Below are 23,378 nucleotides of genomic sequence, written 5' to 3'. Positions count from 1 at the left end.
TTTCGCGCGCGAGCCGCTGTGCTCCGGCGGATCGGTCTGCCCTATCGCATCGCCTTTGGGCCAAGGCGCGCGCCGTTTCGTCGGCGCGCGCCTTGCCGCGTCTGTTTCTCGTGCGCGCCTTCCCTTGAAGGTGGTGAGGCGGAATGTCGCTATCCTGGGGGTTGTTGAATTCACCGTTCGTTAAGCGTGCCCGGAAGAGGTTAGCGAAAGTATTTATCGCTGTCTCTGACCGAAAGTTGGCCGATATTTCAAACCCTGTGGCGGCGATTAACGTGAGAATGCGTATTTCGCTCCTTCGCGGTTTGAAGTTTCACTGATGTTTGCGGGTAAACGTCTCGTGAATTTCTGTGTCTTGAGAGGGCGATTTCAGTATTCGGGAGGTTTTCATCGTGTCTGATTCAGGCGTGCGCGGACCTCTTGTCGTCATTTGTCCAATCGTCCCCCAAGCCTGAACGCGGGCCGGAGTCTCCCATGCGCATGACGATCAAGCTCAAACTTGCCCTGACCATCGGGGCGCTCATTCTGATGATGGCGGGCGCGACCCTGTTCGGCATGCGCGAACTGTGGGTCCTGAACGCGGGCCAGAAGGCCATGGTCGAAGGGCCAGTCGCTCAGCTGCAGCGGAGCCAGTCGATAAGCATCGCGCTGCTGCAACTCGTCCGCGCTCAGAAGAACATGGTTCTCACGGACGACGCCGACGAACTGCGGAGTCAGAACGCCAAGGCTGACGCCAACAAGGAGAAGGTCCGGACCCTTCTGGAAGCGGGGCTTGGCCATGCCACCATCGAGGGAAAAGCCAAGTGGGAGGCCTTGGCGCGGGACTGGGCGCTGTTCGCCGAAAGCGACGATGGCATGCGCGGCGAGATCCTGGCTGGACGTCGTGATCGCGCCATCGAGCAGATGCACACCTCTCAACGCAAGATCACCAACAGCATCACCCGGACCGTCGATGAGCTGGTCGAGACGCAGGCGGCGCGTCTGGTCGCGGCGGAAGCCGCCAGTGACAAGGCCTATGCGGTCTCGCGCAACACCTTGATCGCGGTGGTGCTCGCATCGACCCTTCTGGGCGCGGCGGCGGCCATCTGGATCGGCCGCACCATCGCTCAAGGCTTCTGGAAGATCGATGGCCTGGCCAAGGCGGTGGCCCTCGGCGATCTCAACCAGACCGTGACGGTCAAGACCAATGACGAGATCAAGGACCTCGTCGAGACCATCAACCGCATGACCGAGAATCTGCGGGCCACGGCCGCGCTCGCCGATCAGGTAGCGTCCGGCGACCTGTCGGTCGAGGTCAAGCCGCTATCGGACAAGGACATTCTGGGTCATTCCCTGCGCGGCATGGTCGCCAACTTGCGCGAGAGCGCCAGCGTCGCCGATCAGGTCGCCGATGGCGATCTCACCGTCCAGGTCAAGCCGCTGTCGGACAAGGACGTCATGGGCCTGGCGCTGGAGCGCATGATCGAGCGTCTGCGCGGCGTGGTCTCCGACGCCATCTCGGCCTCGGATAACGTTTCAAGCGGAAGCCAGGAGCTCTCGGCCGCCTCGGAGCAGGTGTCGCAGGGCGCGACCGAACAGGCCTCCTCCGCCGAAGAGGCTTCGGCCTCGATGGAACAGATGGCCGCCAACATCAAGCAGAACGCCGACAACGCCGCCCAGACCGAGAAGATCGCGCGCCAGTCGGCCCAAGACGCGGAAATCTCGGGTCAGGCCGTGGCCAAGGCGGTCGGCGCCATGCAGACGATCGCCGAGAAGATCACCATCGTGCAGGAGATCGCCCGTCAGACCGACCTGCTGGCGCTCAATGCCGCCGTCGAGGCCGCCCGGGCCGGCGAGCACGGTCGCGGCTTCGCCGTCGTCGCCTCGGAAGTGCGCAAGCTGGCCGAGCGCTCTCAGACCGCCGCCACCGAGATCGGCGAGGTGTCTTCGGAAACGGTCAAGGCCGCCCAGTCGGCCGGCGATCTGCTGACCTCCCTGGTGCCCAACATCCGCAAGACCGCCGAACTGGTCTCGGAGATCAGCGCCGCCTGCCGCGAGCAGGACATCGGCGCCAGCCAGATCAACGAGGCCATCCAGCAGCTGGACAGGGTCACCCAGCAGAACGCCTCGGCTTCCGAGGAGATGTCGGCCACATCGGAAGAACTGGCGGCCCAGGCCGAGGAACTGCAGACCTCCATCGCTTTCTTCCGCACCGGCGACGAAGAGCGCGCACGCCGGCCGCGGAGCCGCGCCGCCGCCAAGCGCCCGGCCGCGCCCGTCCGCAAGGCCCCGGGTCGTTCGGTAGCCGCCCAACAGGCCCGCGCCAACGGGTTTGCCCTGGATCTGACCCAGGGCGGGGCGGACGCCGACGACGCCGACTTTCGCGAGTACGCCTAAAGCGGCGCGCGCCGTTCGGCCCTGACCGGCCGGGTCGCGCGCGCGCCACGCCCCGTTTCCGTCCGCGAACGTCGCGGGCGGAAGCGTTGCGTTCAGCGTCCAAGGCGCGCCAGGAGATCGTCGCGGTAGGTGCGGCTGGTCACCACCTCGGCGCCGCTGTCCAGGGTCAGGCGCCAGGAGCCGTCCGACAGCGGCTGCGTCTCGCGCACCCGGGCCAGATTGACCAGGGTCGAGCGGTGGCAGCGGGCGAAGACGCGCGGGTCCAGCCAGCCTTCCAGGCTCTGCAGGGTGGCGCGCAGCAGACCCTCGCGGCCGGCCCAGTGGACGACGACATAGTTGTCGGCCGCGCCGAACCATTCGATTTCGTCCAGGGCCACCGGCACCCGGCGCGACCCGGCCATGACCATCAGCCGCCGGCCCGGGCGCTCGGGCGCGGCCAGGGCGGCCTGGGCCAGGGCTTCCCGGGCTTCCGACAGCGCGGTTTCCAGAGCGCGGGCGCGGGCCTGTTCGTCGCGGACCCGCTGGTGGTTGGCGGCGGCCAGGCCGATGGCGATGATGGCGGTGTAGAGCAGCAGGCAGATCGGCATCCGCGCCAGGACGCGGGCGGGCAGGTTGGCGGCGGGCGAGAACGCGCCGTCGATCAGGCTGGAGACCAGGGCCTCCAGCGGCACGACCAGCACGCCGGCCTGGTACAGCACCAGCAGGCCGATCGCGCCGACGCCATAGCGACGCATCAGCAACCAGACGATCCCCGCCGCCGGCAGCCAGGCGGCGTAGATCCCGCCCTGCCAGACGAGGGAGTCGATCACGCTGACCGCATGCCCCCGGTCCGACGCGAACCGCCGGGCGAACCAGGCTGCGCAGAGCGTGGTCATCGTCCACGCATAGGCGGTGAACCCCCACATCCAGGCCGCCGTCGAGAGACGGCTCAGGCGCGCGCGCGGCGGGGGCGGCGTCGGCGCAGGACCAGGACCGTGATCCAGATCGCGGCCATCGGTTGAAACAGCAAGGTCGGCCAGAGCTGGCTCCAGGGCGTGGGCAGGAAGGTCAGGAAGTTACCTGAAAAGGCGCTGATCACCGCGCCATAGGCGCTCAGCATCTTCACCAGGTGCTCATAGGTCCAGAGATGGGCGGAAAAAGGCCAGGCTGTCGGGCGGGCGAACCGCCAAAGGTCCCAGCCGCCATAGGTGAAGGCCGCATAGACCAGGGCCGCGCTGACGGCCGCCTTGTTTCCCGTCCGGCCGGTGACGACCAGCGCCAGCACCCAGACGCCGATCCCGACCAGCCCCAAGGTGACGGCCCAGTCCAGCGGCCCGGCGCGCTGGCGAGGGTCGAGGTCGGGCCGCTTGCGTCCCAAAACCCGGATCCCCGAGAAGAGCGTGATCGTCGCCGTCGCCGACAGGGCCGCGAAATAGGCGTTGAAGCGCAACGCCGTCATGATCCACGCGGCGGCCAGCAGCAGGCTCATCAGCACGACGAAGGTCCGGCCCGACCAGCGGTGCAGGCGTGAGCCCTTGCGCGTCAGGATCGGGACCAGACCGATGGCGACCAGGGCGAAGCCGCAGCCGACATGCAGGGCGAGGGTGGGGGAGAAGAGCGTGTCCATGGCGGCCATGGGAGACGCGCCGACGGTGACCGCGCCATCGGCGAGGGGCGAATGACGGCGCGGAGGGGCGAACCGCTTGACCCAGGCCCTCGCCCACGCCACACCCCGCGCTCATGGAAAAGCTGACCATCCTCCTCGTCGGGTCCGGCGGGCGCGAGCACGCCCTGGCCTGGAAGATCGCCCAGTCGCCGCTGTGCGGTCGCCTTGTCGCCGCCCCGGGCAACCCCGGCATCGAAGCCGTCGCCGAGCTGCGCGCGGTGAAGGTGACGGACGCCGACGGTCTGGTGGCCCTAGCCCGGGAGATCAGCGCGGACCTCGTGGTGGTCGGTCCGGAATCGGCGCTGGAGGTCGGCCTGGCCGACAAGCTCGCCGGGGTCGGCATTCCCTGTTTCGGCGGCAGCCAGCGCGCGGCCCAGCTGGAGACCTCCAAGGCCTTCACCAAGGACTTCTGCCAGCGCCACGGCCTGCCGACGGCGGCCTATGGCGTGTTCGAGGACGCGGCCTCGGCTGGGACCTTCCTCGACACTCTGGACGCGCCGTTCGTGATCAAGGCCGATGGCCTGGCGGCCGGCAAGGGCGTGGTCATCGCTGCGACGCGGGCCGAGGCCGACGCCGCCGTGCTCGACATGCTGGGCGGTCGCTTCGGCTCGGCCGGCGCACGGGTGGTGATCGAGGAGTTCATGCACGGCGAGGAGGCCTCGCTGTTCGCGATCTGCGATGGCGAGACTTCGGTCTTCTTCGGCGCGGCCCAGGACCACAAGCGCGCCTATGACGGCGACGAGGGGCCCAACACCGGCGGCATGGGCACCTATTCGCCGCCGCCCGTCCTGACCGACGCCCTGATCGACCAGGCCTGGCGCGAACTGATCGTCCCCACGGTCGAGGGCATGGCCGCCGAGGGCAATCCGTATGTCGGCGTGCTCTATGCCGGCCTGATGCTGACGCCCACGGGGCCGAAGCTCGTGGAATACAACGCCCGCTTCGGCGACCCCGAGTGCCAGACCCTGATGCTGCGCCTGGACAGCGACATCGTCCCGATCCTGCTGGCGGCGGCCAAGGGCGAGCTGGCTGGCGCCGAGCCGCCGAAGTGGCGCGACGAGGCGGCGATCTGCGTGGTGCTGGCCGCGGAGGGCTATCCCGACGGCCCCAAGACCGGTGGCCTGATCCAGGGCGCCGAGGCGAATTTCGGCGATGAGGCGGTCGTCTTCCAGGCCGGCACGACCCGCGACGCCGAGGGGAGCCTCCGCGCCTCGGGCGGTCGGGTGCTGAACGTCTGCGCCCTGGGCGTGACCCTGAGCGAGGCCCGCGACGTGGCCTATGCGGCGCTGGGGACCATCAGCCTGGAGGGCGGCTTCTATCGCCGCGACATCGGCTGGCGGGCGCTGAAGACACGCTAGTGGTGGGTTGCGTCGACGGCATGGCGCTCTAAACTCCCCGTTCAAACAAGCGTTGGGGAGAACCGCCATGGCCGAAGCCGCCGAACAGTCCGCCCAGGACCTGAACTCGGGCACCAAGCCGGTCGACCCGCGCCATGCGATCGACGAGGCCAGGCTGGCCGCCTGGCTGGAGGCGAATGTCGAGGGCTATGCCGGTCCTCTGGAGGTCCGCCAGTTCAAGGGCGGCCAGTCGAACCCGACCTATCAGCTGGTCACGCCGGGCAAGAAATACGTCCTGCGCCGCAAGCCGCCGGGCAAGCTGCTGCCCAGCGCCCACGCCGTCGACCGCGAGTACAAGGTGATCTCGGGCCTGAACAAGGCCCACTTCCCAGTCGCCAAGGCCTATGCCCTGTGCATGGACGAGGACGTCATCGGCACGATCTTCTACGTGATGGAGAACGTCGAGGGCCGGATCCTGTGGGATGGGACCCTGCCGGACTATCAACCCGCCGAACGCCGGGCGATCTACGAGGCCCAGATCGACACCCTGGCGGCCCTGCACAATGTCGACTACGAGGCCGTGGGCCTGGGCGACTACGGCAAGCCGGGCAACTATTTCGCCCGCCAGATCGATCGCTGGACCAAGCAGTACCGGGCCAGCGAGACGACCAAGATCGACGAGATGGACCAGCTGATCGACTGGCTGCCCAAGAGCTGCCCGGTCGATGACAAGACCTCGATCGTCCACGGCGACTACCGCCTCGACAACATGATCCTGCACCCGACCGAGCCGCGCGTCATCGCCGTGCTGGACTGGGAGCTGTCGACCCTGGGCAATCCGCTGGCCGACTTCAGCTATTTCCTGATGAACTGGGTGATGCCGTCCGACCAGCGCGGCGGCCTCTCCGGCATCGACGACCTGACCGCCTATGGCGTCCCGACCATTCCCGAGGCGGTCGAACGCTACTGCAAGGCCACCGGTCGCGACGGCCTGCCCGAGCTGGACTGGTATTTCAGCTACAACCTCTTCAGACTGGCCGGCATCTGCCAGGGCATCGTCGGCCGTGTCCGTGACGGCACCGCCGCCAGCGCCCATGCGCAGCTGATGGAGGCGCGCGTGCCGATCCTGGCCAAGGGGGCCTGGTCGTTCGCGCAGAAGGCGGGGGCCTAAGGGGTTACATGAAGAAGCTGCTGACGGGCGTCTGCGCCCTGGCGTTGGCCGGGGCGCTGTCCGGCGTCGCCTGCGCCGAGACGCTGTTCGTGCAGGCCGGCAAGCTGCTGGCCGACCCGGCCACCGGCAAGGTCGAGACCGCCAAGACCCTGGTGCTGGAGAACGGCAAGGTCACGAAGATCGTCGACGGCTATGTCGCCGAACCGGGCGGACGGGTCGTCGACCTGAAGGACAGCTTCGTCCTGCCGGGCCTGATCGACAGCCACGTCCACCTGACCCATGAGCAGAGCCCCAATTCACGGCTCAACGCCGTCACCCGCGGCCCCGCCGACGAGGCCATGGTCGGGGCCGGCTTCGCGCGCAAGACGCTGATGGCCGGCTTCACGACGGTCGCGGACCTCGGGGCCGACAACAAGGCGATCTTCGCCCTGCGCGACGGGATCAAGCGTGGCGACGTGCCCGGTCCACGGATCATCGCGGCCGGCTCGGCCGTGTCGATCCATGGCGGCCACGCCGACGTCAACGGCTATAGTGACGAGGTCATGCACGTGCTGCGGCCGACCTCGGTGTGCTCGGGCGCCGACGACTGCCGCCGCGCTACGCGCGAGCAGGTCTGGCTGGGCGCCGACATCATCAAGATCACCGCCACCGGCGGCGTGCTGTCCAACACCGCTGCGGGTCTTTCCCAGCAGTTCTCCGACGACGAGCTGAAGGCGATCGTCGACGCCGCCCACCGCATGGGCCGCAAGGTCACGGCCCACGCCCATGGCCTCGATGGCGTCAACAGCTTCCTGCGGGCCGGCGGCGATTCGATCGAGCACGGCACCTATCTGGATGGCGACAGCATCGCCCTGTTCAAGAAGAACGGCGCCTATCTGATCCCCACCCTGATGGCCGGCGACTTCGTCTATCGGATCGCCTCGGGGCCCAACAACTTCCTCACGCCCAACCAGACGGCCAAGGCGCTGGAGGCCGGCCCGAAGATGCTGGCCATGGCCAAGCGGGCCCACGAGGGCGGGGTCAAGATCGCGTTCGGCACCGACACCGGCGTCTCGGCCCACGGCGACAACGCCGGCGAGTTCGCTTTGCTGGTCAAGGCGGGCCTGACGCCGCTGGAAGCCATCCAGACCGCGACGGTCAACGCGGCCGACCACTTCTCGCTCAGCAGCGAAATCGGCAGCCTGGCCCCCGGCAAGGCCGCGGACCTGATCGCGGTGAAGGGCGACCCCCTGAGCGACGTGACGGTGCTGCAGCACGTGACGTCGGTGATCAAGGGCGGGGTGGTCTACAGGTAGGGGACGATTAGATGCTCCCCCGTGATACGGGGGAGCTGTCGCGGAGCGACTGAGGGGGCTAATGCGGCCTCGATCCAGCTCGCCCCCTCCGGCCCTCTGGGCCACCTCCCCCGCATCGCGGGGGAGGAGCTGATTTTTACAACCCCGCCTTCGCCAGCAGGTCCTCTAGCGCCGCCTCGTCATCGAAGCGGGCGCGGACCGGCCAGGGCGTGACCTTCTCGCGCCACTTGGCCGGCAGGCGCACCCAGTCCTTTTCGGTGGTGACTAGGCCGGCGCCGTAGGCTTGGGCGCGGCTCTCCAGCATCTTCAGCGTCGCCTCGTCATATTCGCCATGGTCGGGGAATGGCGCGAAGTCGACCAGCTGGCAGCCGGCGGCGGTCAGGGCCTTCTCGACCTTCCAGGGCTTGCCGATCCCGGCGAAGCCGACCTGCGGGCCCTTGGGCGCGGGGGCGGCGGCTTCCAGGCGGGCGACCAGCACCGGCATGTCGCCGAACTGGACCAGCAGGTCGAAGTCGGGCTGGGCCACGTCGATTGGCAGCAGCACGATCACCGCGTCGGCGCGCGAAAGGCCGACCTTCAGCGGCTCGCGCATCGGCCCGGCGGGGAAGACGCGGCCGTCGCCGAACGGCCATTCGCCGCCGCGCGTCTCGCCGTCGACCACGACCAGGGACAGGGTCTTGCGAACCGTCGGGTTCTGGTGTCCGTCGTCCATGACCACGGCCTGGGCGCCGGCCCGGGCGGCGGCGCGGGCCCCGGCGACGCGGTCGACCGCCACCCACATCGGGAAGTCCTGGGCCAGCATCAGCGGTTCGTCGCCGACGTCCCTGGCGGTGTGGCGGGCGGTGTCCACCTGGACCGGCCCCTTCAGCCTGCCGCCATAGCCGCGCGACAGGCCGTGGGCGGCGACGCCCCGACGGGTCAGGATCAGCAGCAGTTCGCGCACGATCGGCGTCTTGCCCGCCCCGCCCATGGTGACGTTGCCGACGCAGATCACCGGCGCGCCGACGATGGCGGGCGTGGTGCGGGCTATCCTGCGGCGCGTGGCGTCGGCCCAGATCCACGACAGCGGGGTCAGCAGGGCGCGGGTCAGCGGGGCGGGACCGCCGCTCCTGACGTACCACCAGCGAGGCGTGCCGAGTTTCATGAGGCTATCTTGGGGACCAGCTCGAGAATGAGGGACAGGCCGGCGCGGGCCTCGGCGTCGCGGGCGTCGACGAAGCTACGAGCGCGGGCGGCGCGGGCCTTGGCGGCGCCGGGATCGGCGAGGTCGGCGGCGATCGCGTCGCGCAGACCTTCGGGCGAGGTCATGACCACGCCGTCGGCAGCTTCCAGGCCGGCGAAGGCCGAGACCCAGTTGTCGACGAACGGACCGCTGATGGCCGGACAGTCCAGCCGCGCGGCCTCCAGCGGGTTGTGGCCGCCGATGTCGGGAACCATGCTACCGGCGATGACCGAGGTTCCGGCCAGGCGGAACCACAGGCCCATTTCGCCCAGGGTGTCGGCCACGAGGATGTCGGCGGGCTCCCGCGACTGGCTGCGCAGGCTGGCGGTGAGGCCTCGGGCCTTGGCCAGGGCGACGATGGCCGGACCCCGCTCAACATGGCGCGGCGCCAGGACGACGGACGGCCGGTCGGGAGGACCGGCGATGGCGTCCAGCACGATCTCGTCCTCGCCCGAATGGGTGCTGGCGATCAGCAGGGGCGGACGCGTGAAGCGGGCGCGTTCGGCGATCAGGGTAGTCTCGTCCGCTGGCAGCGGCGCGGCGCCGAATTTCAGGTCGGCCTCGCCGGTCACCTTGCCGCCCAGGGTCTCGAAGCGTTCGTGGGCGCGCGCGTCCTGGGCCAGGATCAGGTCGAAGTTCGACAGCAGTTGGCGGGCGGCGTCGGGACGTCTTTGCCAGCTCGCGAAACTGCGGTCGGACAGCTTGGCCGAGACCAAAGCGAGGCGCGTTCCGGCGGCCTTGGCCTCCAGCAAAAGGTTCGGCCAAAGCTCGCTCTCGACGAAGATCGCGAGGCTGGGCTTCCAGCGGGCGATGAACCGCCGCGCTGCGCCGGGGGCGTCGACTGGGGCATACTGATGGATCGCGCCGGTCGGCAGGCGCTTGGCCAGCAGGGCCGCCGAGGTGGTGGTACCGGAGGTGACCAGGACCACGACTTCGGGGCGTTCGGCGCGCAGGCGCTCGACCAGGGGCAGGATCGACAGGCTCTCGCCGACGCTGGCGCCGTGCAGCCAGACCAGCGGTCCGTCGGGACGCGTCGTCGGAGCCTTGGCCAGGCGTTCGGCGATCCGCGCCGGGTCCTCCTTGCCCTTGCGGGCCCGGCTGGCCAGCAGCGACGGCGCGAGCGGTTCGAGAAGGCCCGTGGCGGCTCGGTAGAGCGCCAGGGCGGACGGCCGGATCACACCACGCCTTCAGGCGCCAGGGCGCAGCCGTGGGCGCCGGCGCTGGACTCGACCTGGATGGTCACGTGGCCGATCTTGAACTGGCTGGCCAGTTCCGCGCAGGCGTCGTGCAGGAACTGGTCGTGGTCCCCGTCCAGCGGACGGACGACATGGGCCGTGAGGGCCGTCTCGGTCGTGCTCATCGCCCAGATGTGCAGGTCGTGAACCTCGCTGACGCCGGGACGCGAGGCCAGCCAGGCGCGGACCTTGCCGGTGTCGATCCCGCGCGGCGTGGCGTCCAGGGCCATGTCCAGCGAGTCGCGCAGCAGGCCCCAGGTGCCCAGCACGATGACCACGACGATGGCCAGGCTGACCACGGGGTCCAGCCACAGCCAGCCGGTCAAGGTCATGGCCAGGGCGGCGACCACCACGCCGGCCGAGACGGCGGCGTCGGCGGCCATGTGCAGGAAGGCGCCGCGGACGTTCAGATCGTCCTTGCCGCCCTTCATGAACATCAGGGCCGTGGCGGTGTTGATGACGATGCCGATGGCGGCGACGATCATCACCGGGCCGGTCTCGATCGGCTCGGGCGAGGCGAAGCGGCGGACGGCTTCCCAGGCGATGGCGCCGACAGCCAGCAGCAGCAGGGCGGCGTTGCCCAGCGAGGCCAGGATCGTGCCCTTGCGCAGGCCGTAGGTGCGGCGGGCGCTGGGGGCGCGCTTGGCCAGCACCGCCGCGCCCCAGGCCAGCAGCAGGCCCAGAACGTCCGAAAGATTGTGGCCGGCGTCTGCCAGCAGGGCCAGCGAGTGGGTGATTAGGCCCGCCCCGGCCTCGACCAGCACGAAGCCGAGATTCAGCGCCGTGCCGATCGCGAAGGCCCGGCCGAAGTCCTTGGGCGCGTGGCTATGGCCGTGATGCGCGTGCCCATGCCCGTGGCCGTGCTCGTGTGCATGATCGTGGTGATCATGAGCGTGGTCGTGGGCGTGTCCGGAGTGATCGTGCGGCATGGGTCCTACATCCCACCAAGGGCGGGCCGGATCAATCTTGCACCAGCTGTTCGGCGCGGCGGGTGACGGCCGACAGACGATCGGCCCAGCTTTCGACCAGCTGGTCGACGTCGTCGCCCCGCGCGGCGCCGGTCGGCCCGTCCCAGACCATGGCGGCCTTGGCGAAGGGCAGGGGGATCATGGTCTGGTCCCACGAGCCCAGGCGGACGCAGGGCCTGGCGGCCAGGCCGACGAAGATCACCGGCGCGCCGGTGATCCGGGCCAGGGAGGGCGTGCCCTTCTCCATGTGCTCGGCCGGGCCGCGCGGGCCGTCGGGGGTGATGGCGACGCCGCCTCCCCCTCTCACCCATTGGACCATGTCGCGGAAGGCCTGCTCGCCGTTCTTGTTCTTGGCCAGGTCGGTCTTCTTGGCCGACGAACCGCGAATGGACGGAAAGCCCAGCTTTTCGACCGTACGGGCGATGAACTCGCCGTCGTTGGAGCGCGAGATCAGCGCGCGCATGTCCTGGCGCCGACCGGGCGCCTGCGGCCAGCTGAGCGGCGACATCGGGATGCGCGAGTGCCAGAAGCACAGGATCGCGCCGACGCCGGTCTCGCGGCCCTGGGCCCAGACGGCCTCGGCCTGCTCGCGGCCCTCCTCGGTCATCCGCAGGGTGGCGAAAACCAGCTTGGAATATCCGGCGAACAGCGAGGATAGCAGCCAGATCACGAACGGCGAGCGCAGGGGCCTCAAGCGTCCTTCTCCAGGGCGGCGGGGGTCTCCGGAAGATGATCGAGGTCCTGGGCCTTGGCGAGGCGGGCGTAGAGGCCGCCGGCGCGGACCAGCTCGGCGTGGGCGCCGGTCTCGACGACACGGCCCTTGTCGATGACGTAGATCCGGTCGGCGTTCTTCACGGTCGACAGCCGGTGGGCGATCAGGATCGTGGCGCGGCCGGCCATCAGCCGCTCCAGCGCCGCCTGGACCTGGGCCTCGCTCTCGGTGTCCAGCGCGCTGGTGGCCTCGTCCAGCAGCAGGATCGGGGCGTCCTTCAGGAAGGCGCGGGCGATGGCGATGCGCTGGCGCTGACCGCCCGACAGCCGCGCGCCGGCCTCGCCGACGACGGTGTCGTAGCCTTCGGGCAGCTCCAGGATGAAGTCGTGGGCGGCGGCCTGCCGCGCGGCGGCCTCGATCTCCAGCTGGCTGGCGCCGGGGCGGGCATAGGCGATGTTGGCGCGGATGCTGTCGTCGAACAGGAACGGCTCCTGGGTGACCAGGGCGATGCGATCGCGCAGGGAGGCCAGGGTGACCGACCGGACGTCGTGGCCGCCTATGGTCACCGCGCCCTCCGTCACGTCGTGGAAGCGCGGGATCAGGTTGAGGATCGAGCTCTTGCCCCCGCCCGAGGGGCCGACCAGGGCCACGGTCTCGCCCTTCCGCACGGTCAGCGAGACGTCCGACAGGGCCGGGGCGTCCTCGCCATAGGCGAAGCTGACATGGTCGAAGGCGATGGCGCTGTCGCCGGCCGGCAAGGCCCTGGCGTCGGCGGGATCGACGATGGCCGGCGCGACGTCGAGAGCGGCGAAAAGGCGGCGGCCGGCGGTCAGGCCCTCGGCGAACACGGTCTGCAGGTTGGCGACCTGGCGCAATGACTGGGCGGCCATCAAGAGGCTGGTCATGAAGGCGAAGAACACCCCGGCCGTCAGCGGCGCCAGGGCGAAGGGGCCGAGGGTCAGCGCGCCGGTCGTCGCGCGCCAGCCCGCATAGGCGAAGACCACGGCCACGATGAAGGTGGTGAAGGTCTCGGTCGCCGGCGCGGCCATGGCGCGGGCGTTGCTTCCCTTCATCAGGTGGCGCTGGCGACGCGCGACCACGGCGGCGACGCGCGCCTCCTCATAGGCCTCGCGGTTCTCCATCTTGACGATCTTGACCCCGTCCAGGCTCTCCATGATCGCGGTCGAGAGGTTCGAGGTCTCGCCCATGGCGCCCTTGGCGGCCTTGGTGGTGCGCTTGGAAAAACCTCGAATGATCAGGCTGGCCAGCGGCGCGACGACCAGCACGCCGGCGGCCAGGATCGGCTCCAGGCTGAACATCGCCAGCAGGGCGCCGACCACGGTCAGGGCTTCGCGCACATAGTTGACCACGCCGGTGGTCGCCGCCTCGCGGATCAGGCCGGCGTCATAGAGCACCGAGGCGACATAGGAGCCGGAATGGGCCCCGCGCAGGCGCTGCAGGTCCGAGCGGATCAGGCGGCCGAACAGGCGCACCTGCATGTCGCCGACGACGCCGTTGCCGATGCGGTTGATGACATTGGCCTGGATCACCTGGAACACGCCGCGCGCCAGGGCCAGGCCGGCGATGGTCAGCGGAATGGTCCAGATCGCGCCCGCGCGCGGATGGGTGATCAACTGGTCGATGGCCGGCTCGATGATCTTGGCCAGCTTCACCGACAGGGCCGCCACGATCGCGGCGCTGACGATCGAAACCGCCAGGCCCTTCCATCGGGGTTTCAGGAACTCGCGCCACATCCGGCCCATCAGGGCGCGGTTCGAGGGCTGAGCATCCGATGAGGTCATGGCGGAGGGGTCGGATTTGTGGGCGGGGCTGTCAAGGACGTGGCGGACGCACTGCCCATGAAAAGCGACGCCATGAGGGCGGCTTTTGCCTTTCGAGGCCGATACCCTTACCTAGGCTCGGAATTTCCGAAGGATCGCGCCGCCTTGGCCAAGTTCGACCTCGCCACGCCCTGGGGCCGGTTCAAGACCTATCTCCACTATCTGTGGAACGATCACGCCTATCTGCGGCTGGGCTTTTCGAACGCCCACTGGATCAGCCCCGAGCTGGTCCGCGCCAACCAGCCGTGGCCGTTCCAGCTGGCCTGGTGGAAGAAGCGGGGGATCAAGACGATCGTGAACCTGCGGGGCGGCTTCGACGGCAGCTTCTACGCCCTGGAGAAGGACGCCTGCGAACGCCTGGGCCTGAACTTCGTCGACTTCACCATCACCTCGCGCGAGGTCCCCATCCGCGAGCGGGTGCGCGGCGCCAAGGAGCTGTTCGAGAGCATCGAATATCCGGCCCTGATGCACTGCAAGTCGGGCGCGGACCGGGCGGGGATCATGAGCGTGTTCTACGCCCACTACCGCCTGGGCCTGCCGATCCGCGAGGCGATGAAGCAGCTTGGGCCGCGCTACCTGCACATCAAGCACGGCAACACCGGCGTGCTGGACTACGTGTTCGAGCAGTATCTCGAGCGGGGCGAACCCAAGGGGCTGACGTTCAGCGAATGGGTCGAGAGCGACGACTACGATCCCGTCGCGATGAAGAAGACCTTCCGGGCGGGGATGCTGGGCAAGGTGCTGACGGATAGGATTTTGCGGCGGGAGTAGGGGGGCGGCGACTTGCCCCCTCCAGGCCTTCGGCCCTCCTCCCCCGGAGGGGGAAGAAGGCGCGATCCTTCCGCCCCCTCCGGGGGCGGACGACCTGCGGAGCAGGTCAGGTGGGGGCCAGTGACCCGGCCCCCTGCGCACCTTAGCCCTCGCTCGGATCCAGCAGCTTGTGGGCGTGGATGATGAAGTAGCGGGCGTGGGCGTTGTCCACGGTCGCCTGGGCCTTGGCCTTCCAGGCCTTGTGAGCGTCTTCGTAGCTGGGATAGGCGCCGACGAACTCGACCTTGGACAGGTCGCGGAATTCGATGCCGGCGACATCCTTCAGTTCACCACCGACGACGATATGAAGAAGCTGCTTGTCAGCCATTTGGAGCAAGTTCCTGCGAGGAATTGGTTTTATGGCAGCTCGATATGCCCGACGCGTGACAGGATCAATGGCGCAAGCGCGCGATTGGCGCAAACCAGGCTCGGAACCAGCGGAACGGGCCGATTATAGGCGAAATCCCGGCCCTTGTGGTCGCTGAGCCACGCACCGGCGCGGCGGCAGATCAGGTCGGCGGCGGCGACGTCCCATTCGCTCTTGGGCGACAGGGCTATGGCCGCGTCGAAGGTCCCGGCCGCCACCAGGCACATGCGGTAGGCGATCGAATTGCGGCTCTCGATCCGCATGTCCGGCCACGGCTCGCGCCAGGCCGGGTGGGCGAACATCTTGGCGTCGCCGAGCATGGCCGAGCCTTCCAGGCTTTGGGTGGCGCTGGGCTCGATGATCACGCCGTTCAGGGTCGCGGGACCGTCGACCGTGGCGGCGTAGGTCTCGTTCAGGGCCGGCGCATGGACGACGCCGGCGACGGGCTGGCCGTTCTCGACCACGGCGATCGACACCGCGAACCACGGCTTGCCCTTCATGAAGGCGGCCGTGCCGTCGATCGGGTCGACGACGAACTGGCGGGTGGTGGTCAGGCGGGCCGGATCGTCGACCGTCTCCTCCGACAGCCAGCCGTAGCCGGGCCGCTCGGCGCCAAGCTCGGTCTTCAGAAGGGTGTCGACGGCGAGGTCGGCGTCGGTGACCGGCGAGCCGCCCTCCTTGGACCAGATCTTCAGGCCGCCCTCGCGCGCGGCGAGCGCCAGCTCGCCGGCCTCCCTGGCGGCCTGGAGGATCAGGTCCAGGTCGTTCATTTGCCCGCGATCGCCAGCGCGTCGACCAGGAGCGACGGACTGTTGCTGGCGCCGCGGAACTGCAGGTCCGAGCCAGGCACGAGGCGGCCGTAGATGTCGATCAGGTTGCCGGCCACGGTGATTTCGGTGACCGGGCCGGTGCTCTCGCCGTTCTCGAACCAGACGCCCGAGCAGCCCACCGACCAGTCGCCGGTGTTGCCGTTCAGCGAGGGGCCGAACATCGAGGTGACCAGGAGGCCCGTCCCGGCGTCCTTCATCAGACCCTCCAGATCCCGCGCGCCGGGCTGGAGCGTCAGGTTGTGGGTCGAGACGCTGGAGGGGCCCGCGAGGCCGCGCGAGGCGTGGCCGGTGGTGACGAGGCCCAGTTGCTTGGCCGAGCTGGTGTTGAGCAGCCAGGTGGTCAGCACGCCGTCGTCGATCAGGGCGCGGGCCTGCGTGGCCACGCCCTCGTCGTCGAACGGGGCCGAGCCCAGGCCGCGCACGCGGTGCGGGTCTTCCAGCAGGTTGACGCCCTGGGCGAAGATCCGCTGGCCCAGCTTGTCCTTCAGGAACGAAGCGCCCCGCGCGACCGAGGGGCCGGAGATCGCGCCCAGCAGCGGGCCGATCAGGCTCATCGCCAGTCGGTTTTCGAAGATCACCGGCGCGACCGCCGAGGCGATCTTGCGCGGGTTGAGGCGCGCCACGGCCTGGCGGCCCGCCTCCATGCCGATGTCGCCGGCGGGCGGCAGATCGCCGAAGTGGCGGGCCGATCGGCCCTCGCCGCCGCGCTCCATGCCCGCGCCCTCGCCGGCGATGGCCGAGGCCGAGATCGAGTGGCCGGTGGCCGCGTGGGTCCCGTGGAAGCCGGCGGTGGTGACCAGCGCCCAGCGGGACGACGACCAGGTGGCCGAGCCGCCGTCGGAATTGGTCACGCCCTTGACTTCGCGGGCGTGCGCCTCGGCGATACGCGCCTGGGTCTCCAGGGTCTCGGCGGTGGGCTCGTAGGGGTCGACCAGGTCAAGCTCGGGGAACGGACCCTTGGCCAGGCGATCGTGCGGCGCCAGGCTGGCATAGGGATCTTCCGGAGCCAGTCGGGCCATGGCGACGGCGCGCTCGACCAGTTTGGCGCGGGCCTCGGCCGAGATGTCTGAGCCGGAGACGGTGGCGCTGCGGCTGCCGATGAAGACGCGCAGGCCCAGGTCGCGGGCCTCTTCGCGCTCGACCTCTTCCAGCTCGCCCAGGCGCACCGAGACGGAGAGCGACTGGCGCTCGGCGAAGACGGCTTCGGCGGCGTCCGCCCCGGCCTTGCGCGCGGCGGCGACCACGTCATACAGCAGATTATCGTCCATGCGGTCTTATGGACTTTATCGCCGCCCCCGTGCAACGGGGGAGGCGGGTTCGGGTCCGCTACCCGATCGCCGACAGCAGCAGGGCCACGCCCGCGAAGATGTAGGCCAGCCAGGTCGCCACCATGCCGAGGGCGCGAGGGACCGAGGCGCCGCCGCTGTTGTAAAGGCCGACCGCATGGACCACGCGGCCGGCGAACAGGATGACGCCGACCACGTGGATGGCCAGCGGCGAGGCGCCGGCCACGGCCAGCACGGCCAGGGCCGCGACGCCGGTCGGCACATATTCGGTGGCGTTACCGAAGGCGCGGATGGCGCGAGCCAGCTCCGGGATGCCCTCGTCGCCCAGGGCCACCTTGTGCTTCTGGCGCAGGCGCACGACCAGCAGCGACAGGATCAGCAGCAGGAAAAGGTGCAGGCCGGCCCAAAGCGCGGCGGCGTGGCCGGAAGCGAGAGTGTCCATAACGTCGAACCCTAGTATTTACGCTCCCCCCGAGCGGCGGGCCATATGAGGCCTTCCGCCCGGGCTCGGCAAGCAGACCTCCCTATCGCGCGATTTCGCGGGCGATCGGATAGAGCAGGTAGTGATCGTCGTAGAAGGGCGTGCGTTCGTAGAACCAGGCCAGGCGCGCGTCCGGATCGGCGGCGAACTCGGGCTCTGCGGCCAGCTTGGCTTCGAACGCGGCCTTCAGCGCCGGATCGGCGGCCATCATCTTCTCGGCCAGGGGCGCGATGGCGTAGGACTCGATGTACTCGACCCGGCTCAGCACCTCGGGGACCATGCCCCAGGCGAAGACGCTTTCGCTGGACTGCGGTTCCAGCAGCAGCACGACCAGATCGCCCAGCGGCTGGTCGGTGGGGACGCGGACCGAGCCCTTGGGGAAGGTCCAGTCGCGGGTCTCGGTCGTCACCGTGTCGACGCTGATCTGGACGTGACCCTCATTGGCGCGGTCGGCGAGCTTGGGGTCGACGAGACGGATCATCTCGACGGTCACGACCTTGTCGGCCGGCAGGGTCTCCAGTGTCACGCCATGCAGTTCCAGCCGCTCGATGATATCGGCGCGGTAGCTGGGCACGTAGTAGGCGAGCGGACGCTTCAGGCTCAGGGTCGGGTGCGAGCCGTAGAACGGGGCCGGCCAGATCTCCGGATCGGGCTCGCCCAGCCAGCGGATCTCCTTCCGGCCCGAGGCGGGGCTGTCATAGGTCTCGTACTTGATGCCCTTGAAGTGGCGCGTGTAGCTCGGCTTGTCGTCCGACACGAAGTTGGCCAGGACCTCGGCCGGGCGCAGGGCGCTGTCGGCGGCGATGGCTGCGCGCAACTCGCCCCCCTTTTCGGCCAGCAGCTTCAGAGCCGTCTCGATGAAGACATAGGTTCCCAGCACGCGCTGGGCGTGGGGCTTGAGGCTGTGGTTCTCGATCAGGATGGTCGGGACGTGGGCCGCCGCGCCCCAGCCGTTCGAGAACCGCTCGCCCAGGCCGCCGTCGTTGAAGCCGGCCTTGGGGTTCTGGTCGTCTACGCCGAACACCAGCTCGCCCGGGATGTGGCCCTCGGCCTCCAGGCTGGCGTTCATGGTCGGCTTGAGCACGTCGTCCAGCCACTGGGCGATGGCCGGCGAGCGGCTCCAGACGCCGTTCTCGCCGTTGAAGCCGTAGGTGACGTCGTACTGGTAGTCCAGGCCGTCGGTGACGTGGACGTCGACATAGAGATCGGCCTTGTACTTGGCCTGCAGACGCTTCAGCGCCCGCATCTCCGGCTGGTCCAGCTTCATGAAGTCGCGGTTCAGGTTCTGGTTGGTCGCGGTGTTGCGCCAGCCCTGGATGCGCGGCCCGCGCTGGTTGGGGCGCGAATAGGCGCTGGCCCGCTCATGGCCGTCAACCGAGAGGATCGGGATCAGGACGAGGTTGACCTTGTCCAGAAGCGCGTCCTTGCCGTGAAAGGCCATGTCCCGGAGCAGCATCATGCCGGCGTCCTTGCCGTCGATCTCGCCGGGGTGGATGCCGCACTGGACCAGCAGCAGCGGCTTCCTGGGGTCCAGCGTCTCGCCGTCCTTGCTGGCGATCACGGCGAAGATCGCGCGGCCCTGCGGCGACACGCCGAAGTCCTCGACCCGGACCAGCTCGGACGCCGTGTCCAGGCGATCGAACCAGGCGCGGGTGTCGACATAGTTGGGCGAGAAGTCGTGCTCGGCGTCGGCCTCGAACGCCGTCACCCAAGGATCGGACTTGTCGCGGATCAGCCCCTGGCTGGCGCCCTGCCAATGCGGGGCCGGCGGCAGGAAGGCTTCGTCCCACGGGGCTTTCGCCGTCGCCTTACGTTCTTGGGCCATGCTCGTACTCGCTGTCAGGGCGACGACCGGCGCCGCCGGGGAGGCTTTTGATGCTCAGGGCTTCTTCCAGATCGGCGCGCCGCCGCCCGGCAGGCCCAACCGCGACCATTTCTCGGTGACCGCGTCGACCACGCTCTGATCCATGCGGATTTCCTGGCCCCATTCGCGCTTGGTCTCGGGCGGCCACTTGTCGGTGGCGTCGAGGCCGATCTTGGAGCCCAGGCCGCTCTCGGGCGACGCGAAGTCCAGATAGTCGATCGGGGTGTGCTCGATCACCGTGATGTCCCGCGCCGGGTCCATCTTGGTGCTGATCGCCCACATCACGTCCTTCCAGTCGCGGGCGTCGATGTCGTGGTCCACGACGATCACCCACTTGGTGTACATGAACTGGCGCAGATAGCTCCAGACGCCCAGCATCACGCGCTTGGCGTGGCCGGGATAGGCCTTCTTCATCGACACCACGGCGATGCGGTAGCTGCAGCCCTCGGGCGGCAGCCAGAAGTCGACGATCTCGGGAAACTGCTGGCGGATCAGTGGGATGAACACCTCGTTCAGCGCCTCGCCCAGCACCGAGGGCTCGTCCGGCGGCCGGCCGGTGAAGGTGGTCAGGTAGATCGGGTCCTTCCTCATGGTGATCGCGCTCACCTGGAAGACCGGGAACTTCTCGACGCTGTTGTAGTAGCCGGTGTGGTCGCCGTAGGGGCCTTCATCCTCGTAGTCGTCGAGCAGGACGTGGCCCTCGATGACGATCTCGGCGTGGGCCGGAACCATCAGCGGCACGGTCTTGGCGGGGACGAGGTCGACCTTGGCCCCGCGCAGCAGGCCGGCGAACTGGTACTCCGACAGGGTGTCGGGCACCGGGGTCACGGCAGCCAGGATGGTGCCAGGGTCCGCGCCCAGGACGGCGCAGGCGGGCAGGGGCTCCTTGTTGCCCGCCTTCTTGTGGCGGGCGTAGTGCTGGGCACCGCCGCGATGGGCCAGCCAGCGCATGATGCAGCGGTCCTTGCCTAGCACCTGCATGCGATAGATGCCGAGGTTGAAGTCATCCTCGCGATCCTTGCCCGGACCCTTGGTGACGACCAGCGGCCAGGTGATCAGCGGCGCCGGCTCGCCCGGCCAGCAGGTCTGGACCGGCAGCCGGGTCAGGTCGATCTGGTCGCCGGTCAGGACGACCTCCTGCACCGGCGCCTTCTTCACCGTCCCGGGCCGCATGGCCATCACGGTCTTGGCCAGGGGCAGCATGTCCAGGGCGTCCTTCAGCCCCTTGGGCGGCGCGGGCTGGCGCAGGAAGGCCAGCAGTTCGCCGACCTCGCGCAGCTCGCCCGCCGTTTCACGAGGCTCGCCGCCCAGGGTCACGCCCATGGCCACGCGCTTGACCGTACCGAACAGGTTGGCGAGAGCGGGCATCGACGAGCGCGAGCCGTCGGGCAGCAGCACGTGCTCGAACAGCACCGCCGGGCCGCCGGTCGCCAGCAGCCGGGTCTGGATCTCGGTCATCTCCAGTACGCTGGAGACCGGTTCGGAGACGCGCACCAGCTCGCCCTTGGCCTCCAGGACGTCGATGAATTCGCGGAGGGATCGGTAGGCCATGGGGATACTCGTGCGTGCGATCTAGTTGGCCACGGCCAGGTCGTCGGCGTGGATCATCGGGCCTTCGGTGAAGCCAAGTTCGGCCTCGATGGCGTCGGAGCGCAGGCCGGCGATGCGGTGGGCGTCGGCGCTGTCGTAGCGCACCAGCCCCCGGGCGACCTCGCGGCCGGTCTCGTCGCGGACGCGGACGGCGTCGCCCTTCTCGAACGGTCCCTCGATGGCGCGGACCCCGGCCGACAGCAGGCTTTTGCCGGCCTCCAGCGCCTTGGCGGCGCCGGCGTCGACCGTGACCCAGCCCTGCGGCGCGAGGGAGCCGGCGATCCAGGCCTTGTAGGCGGCGGCGGGCGAGGCGTTGGCCTCGATCAGCGTGGCCTTCTCGCCGTCGGCGATGGCGGCCAGCGGATGCGGGCGCGAGCCCAGCGTAATGAGCGTGGCGCAGCCAGCGGCGCGGGCGATGCGGGCGGCGGCGATCTTGGTGGCCATGCCGCCGGTGCCCACGCCGGCGTCGGCGTTGGCGCCCTCGGCCATGCCGGCGATCTCGGCCGTGATCTCGCTGACCAGCGGGATGTGCGCGGCGGCGGGGTTCTTGCGCGGGTCGGCGGTGTAGAGGCCGTCGATGTCCGACAGCAGCACCAGCAGGTCGGCGCCGGCCATCTGGGCGACGCGGGCGGCCAGGCGGTCGTTGTCGCCGTAGCGGATCTCCTCGGTGACGACCGTGTCGTTCTCGTTGACCACCGGCACGACGCCCAGGCCCATCAGGGTCTCGGTGGTGGCGCGGGCGTTCAGCCAGCGTCGGCGCATCTCGGTGTCGTCGCGGGTCAGCAGGATCTGGGCGACGCCGACGCCGTGGGGTTCGAAGGCTTCCTCCCAGGCGCGCATCAGCAGGGACTGGCCGGCGGCGGCGGCGGCCTGTTTCTCGGGCAGGGTGGTCTTTCGGCCGGTCAGGCCCAGGCGACGGCGACCCAGGGCGACCGCGCCCGACGAGACCACCAGCACCTGCTTGCCGGCGTCGCGCAGGGCGGCGGCGTCGGCGCAGAACGCCTCCAGCCAGGCCCGGTTGGCCGCGCCCGTCTCGGCCTCGACCAGCAGGGCCGAGCCGACCTTGAAGACGATTCTGCGGGCCTTCGCGAACGCCCCGGCGGCTTGGCTCACGGAGTCCAGCCCCCGGGGGTCTCCTCGATGTGGTCTTCATCCTCGTCGATCTCTTCCTCGAGATCGCCGCGACGGATGCGGACCTGTCGATAGGCGGCGCGCAGCAGTTCGGTGACGCCCTGGCCAGAGACGCCCGACACCAGGCGCGGCTTGACGCCCGCGACGGCTTCCAGCTCGGCGATCTTCTCGGCGAGGGTCTCCTCGTCGAGGGCGTCGATCTTGTTCAGCGCCAGGATCTCGGACTTGTCGGCCAGCTCGTCGCCATAGGCTTCCAGTTCGCCTCGGATCGTGGTCCAGGCGCCGGCGATGTCGTCCTGAGTGGCGTCGATCAGGTGGATCAGCACCGCCGAGCGTTCCACGTGGCCCAGGAAGCGGGTGCCCAGGCCCGCGCCTTCCGACGCCCCCTCGATCAGGCCGGGAATGTCGGCCAGCACGAAGCGCTCGCTGCTCGACAGGTCGACGACGCCCAGGTTCGGGGTCAGGGTGGTGAACGGATAGTCGGCGATCTTCGGCTTGGCGGCGCTGGCGGCGGCCAGGAAGGTCGACTTGCCGGCGTTGGGCAGGCCGACCAGGCCGACGTCGGCGATCAGCTTCAGCCGCAGCCAGATCCAGCGCTCCTCGCCCTCCTGGCCGGGATTGGCGTATTTCGGCGCCTGATTGACCGGGCCCTTGAAGTGCAGGTTGCCCCAGCCGCCGTTACCGCCCTTGGCCAGCAGCAGGCGCGCGCCCGCGTGGTCCAGGTCGGCGATCAGGGTTTCCTTGTCTTCTTCGAGGATCTCGGTGCCCACCGGAACCTTCAGCAGCACGTCGTCCCCGGCGGCGCCGTGGCGCGCGCGGCCCATGCCGTGCACGCCCGTGCCGGCCTTGAAGTGCTGCTGGTAACGATAGTCGATCAGGGTGTTGAGGCCTTCGACGGCCTCGATCCACACGTCGCCGCCGCGACCGCCGTCGCCGCCGTCCGGGCCGCCGTACTCGATGTACTTCTCGCGGCGGAACGACACCGATCCGCCGCCGCCGTTACCCGAGCGGATGTAGATCTTGCATTGGTCCAAGAATTTCATGGCGCTCTTTAGTCCCAAGGCGTCCCACGCGTCGAGCCCAAAGGGCTCCAAGGCCGTCATCCCGACCCACCGGGCCGGCTCTTCGAACCGTGACGCTCGGCCGCGCGGAAAAGCGTGACTGCTGGCCCTTATCGTGACGAAATGTTAAACCACAGAATGCGACAAAGTGTCTTGGCA

The 23,378-nt window shown here is 69.3% G+C and carries 20 protein-coding genes; 5 read left to right on the top strand and 15 right to left on the bottom strand.

Translation table 11 applies throughout. The features are described 5' to 3' along the window. Window positions 1-471 precede the first annotated feature (471 nt). On the top strand, window positions 472-2,373 hold the full coding sequence (locus EIK80_RS10735; RefSeq protein WP_125156977.1) for a methyl-accepting chemotaxis protein: 1,902 nt from the start codon (window positions 472-474) through the stop codon (window positions 2,371-2,373). 92 nt (window positions 2,374-2,465) lie between these two features. Here EIK80_RS10735 and EIK80_RS10730 read toward each other — a convergent pair whose 3' ends face one another. Together EIK80_RS10730 and EIK80_RS10725 are read right to left on the bottom strand one after the other, a co-directional pair. Beyond that, window positions 2,466-3,278 carry a LytTR family DNA-binding domain-containing protein gene (locus tag EIK80_RS10730; RefSeq protein WP_125156976.1) on the bottom strand — a complete coding sequence of 271 codons (813 nt, stop codon included), beginning with the start codon at window positions 3,276-3,278 and terminating at the stop codon, window positions 2,466-2,468. A gap of 23 nt (window positions 3,279-3,301) precedes the next feature. Further along, the gene (locus tag EIK80_RS10725; RefSeq protein ID WP_233586551.1) at window positions 3,302-3,988 is read right to left on the bottom strand and encodes a hypothetical protein; all 687 of its coding nucleotides are present in this window, start codon (window positions 3,986-3,988) and stop codon (window positions 3,302-3,304) included. 104 nt (window positions 3,989-4,092) lie between these two features. Here EIK80_RS10725 and purD point away from each other — a divergent pair, with 104 nt between their 5' ends. From purD to EIK80_RS10710, 3 genes are all read left to right on the top strand, one after another. After that, a complete protein-coding gene (gene purD, locus EIK80_RS10720) occupies window positions 4,093-5,376 on the top strand; it encodes a phosphoribosylamine--glycine ligase (RefSeq protein WP_125156975.1) in 1,284 nt (427 codons plus the stop codon). A 67-nt stretch (window positions 5,377-5,443) separates the two neighbouring features. Beyond that, window positions 5,444-6,526, top strand: a complete 1,083-nt coding sequence (locus EIK80_RS10715; RefSeq protein WP_125156974.1) for a phosphotransferase — start codon at window positions 5,444-5,446, stop codon at window positions 6,524-6,526. Window positions 6,527-6,534: 8 nt separating this feature from the next. Beyond that, window positions 6,535-7,821, top strand: a complete 1,287-nt coding sequence (locus tag EIK80_RS10710; protein WP_125156973.1) for an amidohydrolase family protein — start codon at window positions 6,535-6,537, stop codon at window positions 7,819-7,821. Window positions 7,822-7,957: 136 nt separating this feature from the next. Here EIK80_RS10710 and lpxK read toward each other — a convergent pair whose 3' ends face one another. From lpxK to EIK80_RS10680, 5 genes are read right to left on the bottom strand one after another with little or no spacing between them, the layout of a single operon-like run. After that, window positions 7,958-8,965 (bottom strand): tetraacyldisaccharide 4'-kinase, encoded by a 1,008-nt coding sequence (lpxK, locus tag EIK80_RS10700; RefSeq protein ID WP_125156972.1) that lies wholly within the window; start codon window positions 8,963-8,965, stop codon window positions 7,958-7,960. Next, a complete protein-coding gene (locus EIK80_RS10695) occupies window positions 8,962-10,221 on the bottom strand; it encodes a 3-deoxy-D-manno-octulosonic acid transferase (RefSeq protein WP_125156971.1) in 1,260 nt (419 codons plus the stop codon). The genes lpxK and EIK80_RS10695 overlap by 4 nt, the downstream gene beginning before the upstream one ends. Continuing rightward, entirely contained in the window at window positions 10,218-11,207 is a 990-nt protein-coding gene (locus EIK80_RS10690; RefSeq protein ID WP_125156970.1) for a cation diffusion facilitator family transporter, read from the bottom strand. The genes EIK80_RS10695 and EIK80_RS10690 overlap by 4 nt, the downstream gene beginning before the upstream one ends. A gap of 31 nt (window positions 11,208-11,238) precedes the next feature. Continuing rightward, on the bottom strand, window positions 11,239-11,940 hold the full coding sequence (locus EIK80_RS10685) for a lysophospholipid acyltransferase family protein (RefSeq protein ID WP_125156969.1): 702 nt from the start codon (window positions 11,938-11,940) through the stop codon (window positions 11,239-11,241). Beyond that, on the bottom strand, window positions 11,937-13,760 hold the full coding sequence (locus EIK80_RS10680; protein ID WP_125156968.1) for an ABC transporter ATP-binding protein: 1,824 nt from the start codon (window positions 13,758-13,760) through the stop codon (window positions 11,937-11,939). Before EIK80_RS10680 ends, EIK80_RS10685 begins: the two co-directional genes overlap by 4 nt. A gap of 144 nt (window positions 13,761-13,904) precedes the next feature. Here EIK80_RS10680 and EIK80_RS10675 point away from each other — a divergent pair, with 144 nt between their 5' ends. After that, window positions 13,905-14,570 carry a tyrosine-protein phosphatase gene (locus EIK80_RS10675; RefSeq protein ID WP_125156967.1) on the top strand — a complete coding sequence of 222 codons (666 nt, stop codon included), beginning with the start codon at window positions 13,905-13,907 and terminating at the stop codon, window positions 14,568-14,570. A gap of 142 nt (window positions 14,571-14,712) precedes the next feature. Here EIK80_RS10675 and EIK80_RS10670 read toward each other — a convergent pair whose 3' ends face one another. The 8 genes from EIK80_RS10670 to obgE form a co-directional block, all read right to left on the bottom strand. Continuing rightward, window positions 14,713-14,946, bottom strand: a complete 234-nt coding sequence (locus EIK80_RS10670; protein ID WP_199743444.1) for a DUF4170 domain-containing protein — start codon at window positions 14,944-14,946, stop codon at window positions 14,713-14,715. Between the two features lie 20 nt (window positions 14,947-14,966). Continuing rightward, window positions 14,967-15,746, bottom strand: coding sequence for a 3'(2'),5'-bisphosphate nucleotidase CysQ (locus EIK80_RS10665; protein ID WP_125156965.1), 780 nt, complete (start codon window positions 15,744-15,746; stop codon window positions 14,967-14,969). Next, window positions 15,743-17,074: a TldD/PmbA family protein gene (locus EIK80_RS10660; RefSeq protein WP_125156964.1), complete on the bottom strand. Its 1,332-nt coding sequence runs from the start codon at window positions 17,072-17,074 to the stop codon at window positions 15,743-15,745. The genes EIK80_RS10665 and EIK80_RS10660 overlap by 4 nt, the downstream gene beginning before the upstream one ends. 58 nt (window positions 17,075-17,132) lie before the next feature. Continuing rightward, on the bottom strand, window positions 17,133-17,534 hold the full coding sequence (locus EIK80_RS10655; RefSeq protein WP_125156963.1) for an MAPEG family protein: 402 nt from the start codon (window positions 17,532-17,534) through the stop codon (window positions 17,133-17,135). Window positions 17,535-17,616: 82 nt separating this feature from the next. Beyond that, a complete protein-coding gene (locus EIK80_RS10650) occupies window positions 17,617-19,398 on the bottom strand; it encodes a M14 family metallopeptidase (RefSeq protein ID WP_125156962.1) in 1,782 nt (593 codons plus the stop codon). 54 nt (window positions 19,399-19,452) lie between these two features. Beyond that, window positions 19,453-20,988, bottom strand: coding sequence for a UbiD family decarboxylase (locus EIK80_RS10645; protein WP_125156961.1), 1,536 nt, complete (start codon window positions 20,986-20,988; stop codon window positions 19,453-19,455). A gap of 21 nt (window positions 20,989-21,009) precedes the next feature. Then, window positions 21,010-22,140, bottom strand: a complete 1,131-nt coding sequence (proB, locus tag EIK80_RS10640; RefSeq protein WP_125156960.1) for a glutamate 5-kinase — start codon at window positions 22,138-22,140, stop codon at window positions 21,010-21,012. Continuing rightward, window positions 22,137-23,201, bottom strand: a complete 1,065-nt coding sequence (gene obgE / locus EIK80_RS10635) for a GTPase ObgE (protein ID WP_125156959.1) — start codon at window positions 23,199-23,201, stop codon at window positions 22,137-22,139. The genes proB and obgE overlap by 4 nt, the downstream gene beginning before the upstream one ends. Window positions 23,202-23,378 lie beyond the last annotated feature (177 nt).

It is taken from the genome of Caulobacter sp. 602-1 (assembly GCF_003931565.1).
Lineage (GTDB): Bacteria > Pseudomonadota > Alphaproteobacteria > Caulobacterales > Caulobacteraceae > Caulobacter.
This window is presented reverse-complemented; position numbering and strand designations above follow the sequence as displayed.

What these genes read in the sequence shown, in the direction of transcription:
- EIK80_RS10710 (WP_125156973.1), top strand. Translation starts at nt 6,535, where the DNA reads ATGAAGAAGCTGCTGACGGGCGTCTGCGCCCTGGCGTTGGCCGGGGCG.
- EIK80_RS10655 (WP_125156963.1), bottom strand. Translation starts at nt 17,534, where the DNA reads ATGGACACTCTCGCTTCCGGCCACGCCGCCGCGCTTTGGGCCGGCCTG.
- obgE (WP_125156959.1), bottom strand. Translation starts at nt 23,201, where the DNA reads ATGAAATTCTTGGACCAATGCAAGATCTACATCCGCTCGGGTAACGGC.
- EIK80_RS10715 (WP_125156974.1), top strand. Translation starts at nt 5,444, where the DNA reads ATGGCCGAAGCCGCCGAACAGTCCGCCCAGGACCTGAACTCGGGCACC.
- lpxK (WP_125156972.1), bottom strand. Translation starts at nt 8,965, where the DNA reads ATGAAACTCGGCACGCCTCGCTGGTGGTACGTCAGGAGCGGCGGTCCC.
- EIK80_RS10725 (WP_233586551.1), bottom strand. Translation starts at nt 3,988, where the DNA reads ATGGCCGCCATGGACACGCTCTTCTCCCCCACCCTCGCCCTGCATGTC.
- EIK80_RS10660 (WP_125156964.1), bottom strand. Translation starts at nt 17,074, where the DNA reads ATGGACGATAATCTGCTGTATGACGTGGTCGCCGCCGCGCGCAAGGCC.
- EIK80_RS10665 (WP_125156965.1), bottom strand. Translation starts at nt 15,746, where the DNA reads ATGAACGACCTGGACCTGATCCTCCAGGCCGCCAGGGAGGCCGGCGAG.
- purD (WP_125156975.1), top strand. Translation starts at nt 4,093, where the DNA reads ATGGAAAAGCTGACCATCCTCCTCGTCGGGTCCGGCGGGCGCGAGCAC.
- EIK80_RS10690 (WP_125156970.1), bottom strand. Translation starts at nt 11,207, where the DNA reads ATGCCGCACGATCACTCCGGACACGCCCACGACCACGCTCATGATCAC.
- EIK80_RS10735 (WP_125156977.1), top strand. Translation starts at nt 472, where the DNA reads ATGCGCATGACGATCAAGCTCAAACTTGCCCTGACCATCGGGGCGCTC.
- EIK80_RS10680 (WP_125156968.1), bottom strand. Translation starts at nt 13,760, where the DNA reads ATGACCTCATCGGATGCTCAGCCCTCGAACCGCGCCCTGATGGGCCGG.
- EIK80_RS10645 (WP_125156961.1), bottom strand. Translation starts at nt 20,988, where the DNA reads ATGGCCTACCGATCCCTCCGCGAATTCATCGACGTCCTGGAGGCCAAG.
- EIK80_RS10650 (WP_125156962.1), bottom strand. Translation starts at nt 19,398, where the DNA reads ATGGCCCAAGAACGTAAGGCGACGGCGAAAGCCCCGTGGGACGAAGCC.
- EIK80_RS10730 (WP_125156976.1), bottom strand. Translation starts at nt 3,278, where the DNA reads ATGTGGGGGTTCACCGCCTATGCGTGGACGATGACCACGCTCTGCGCA.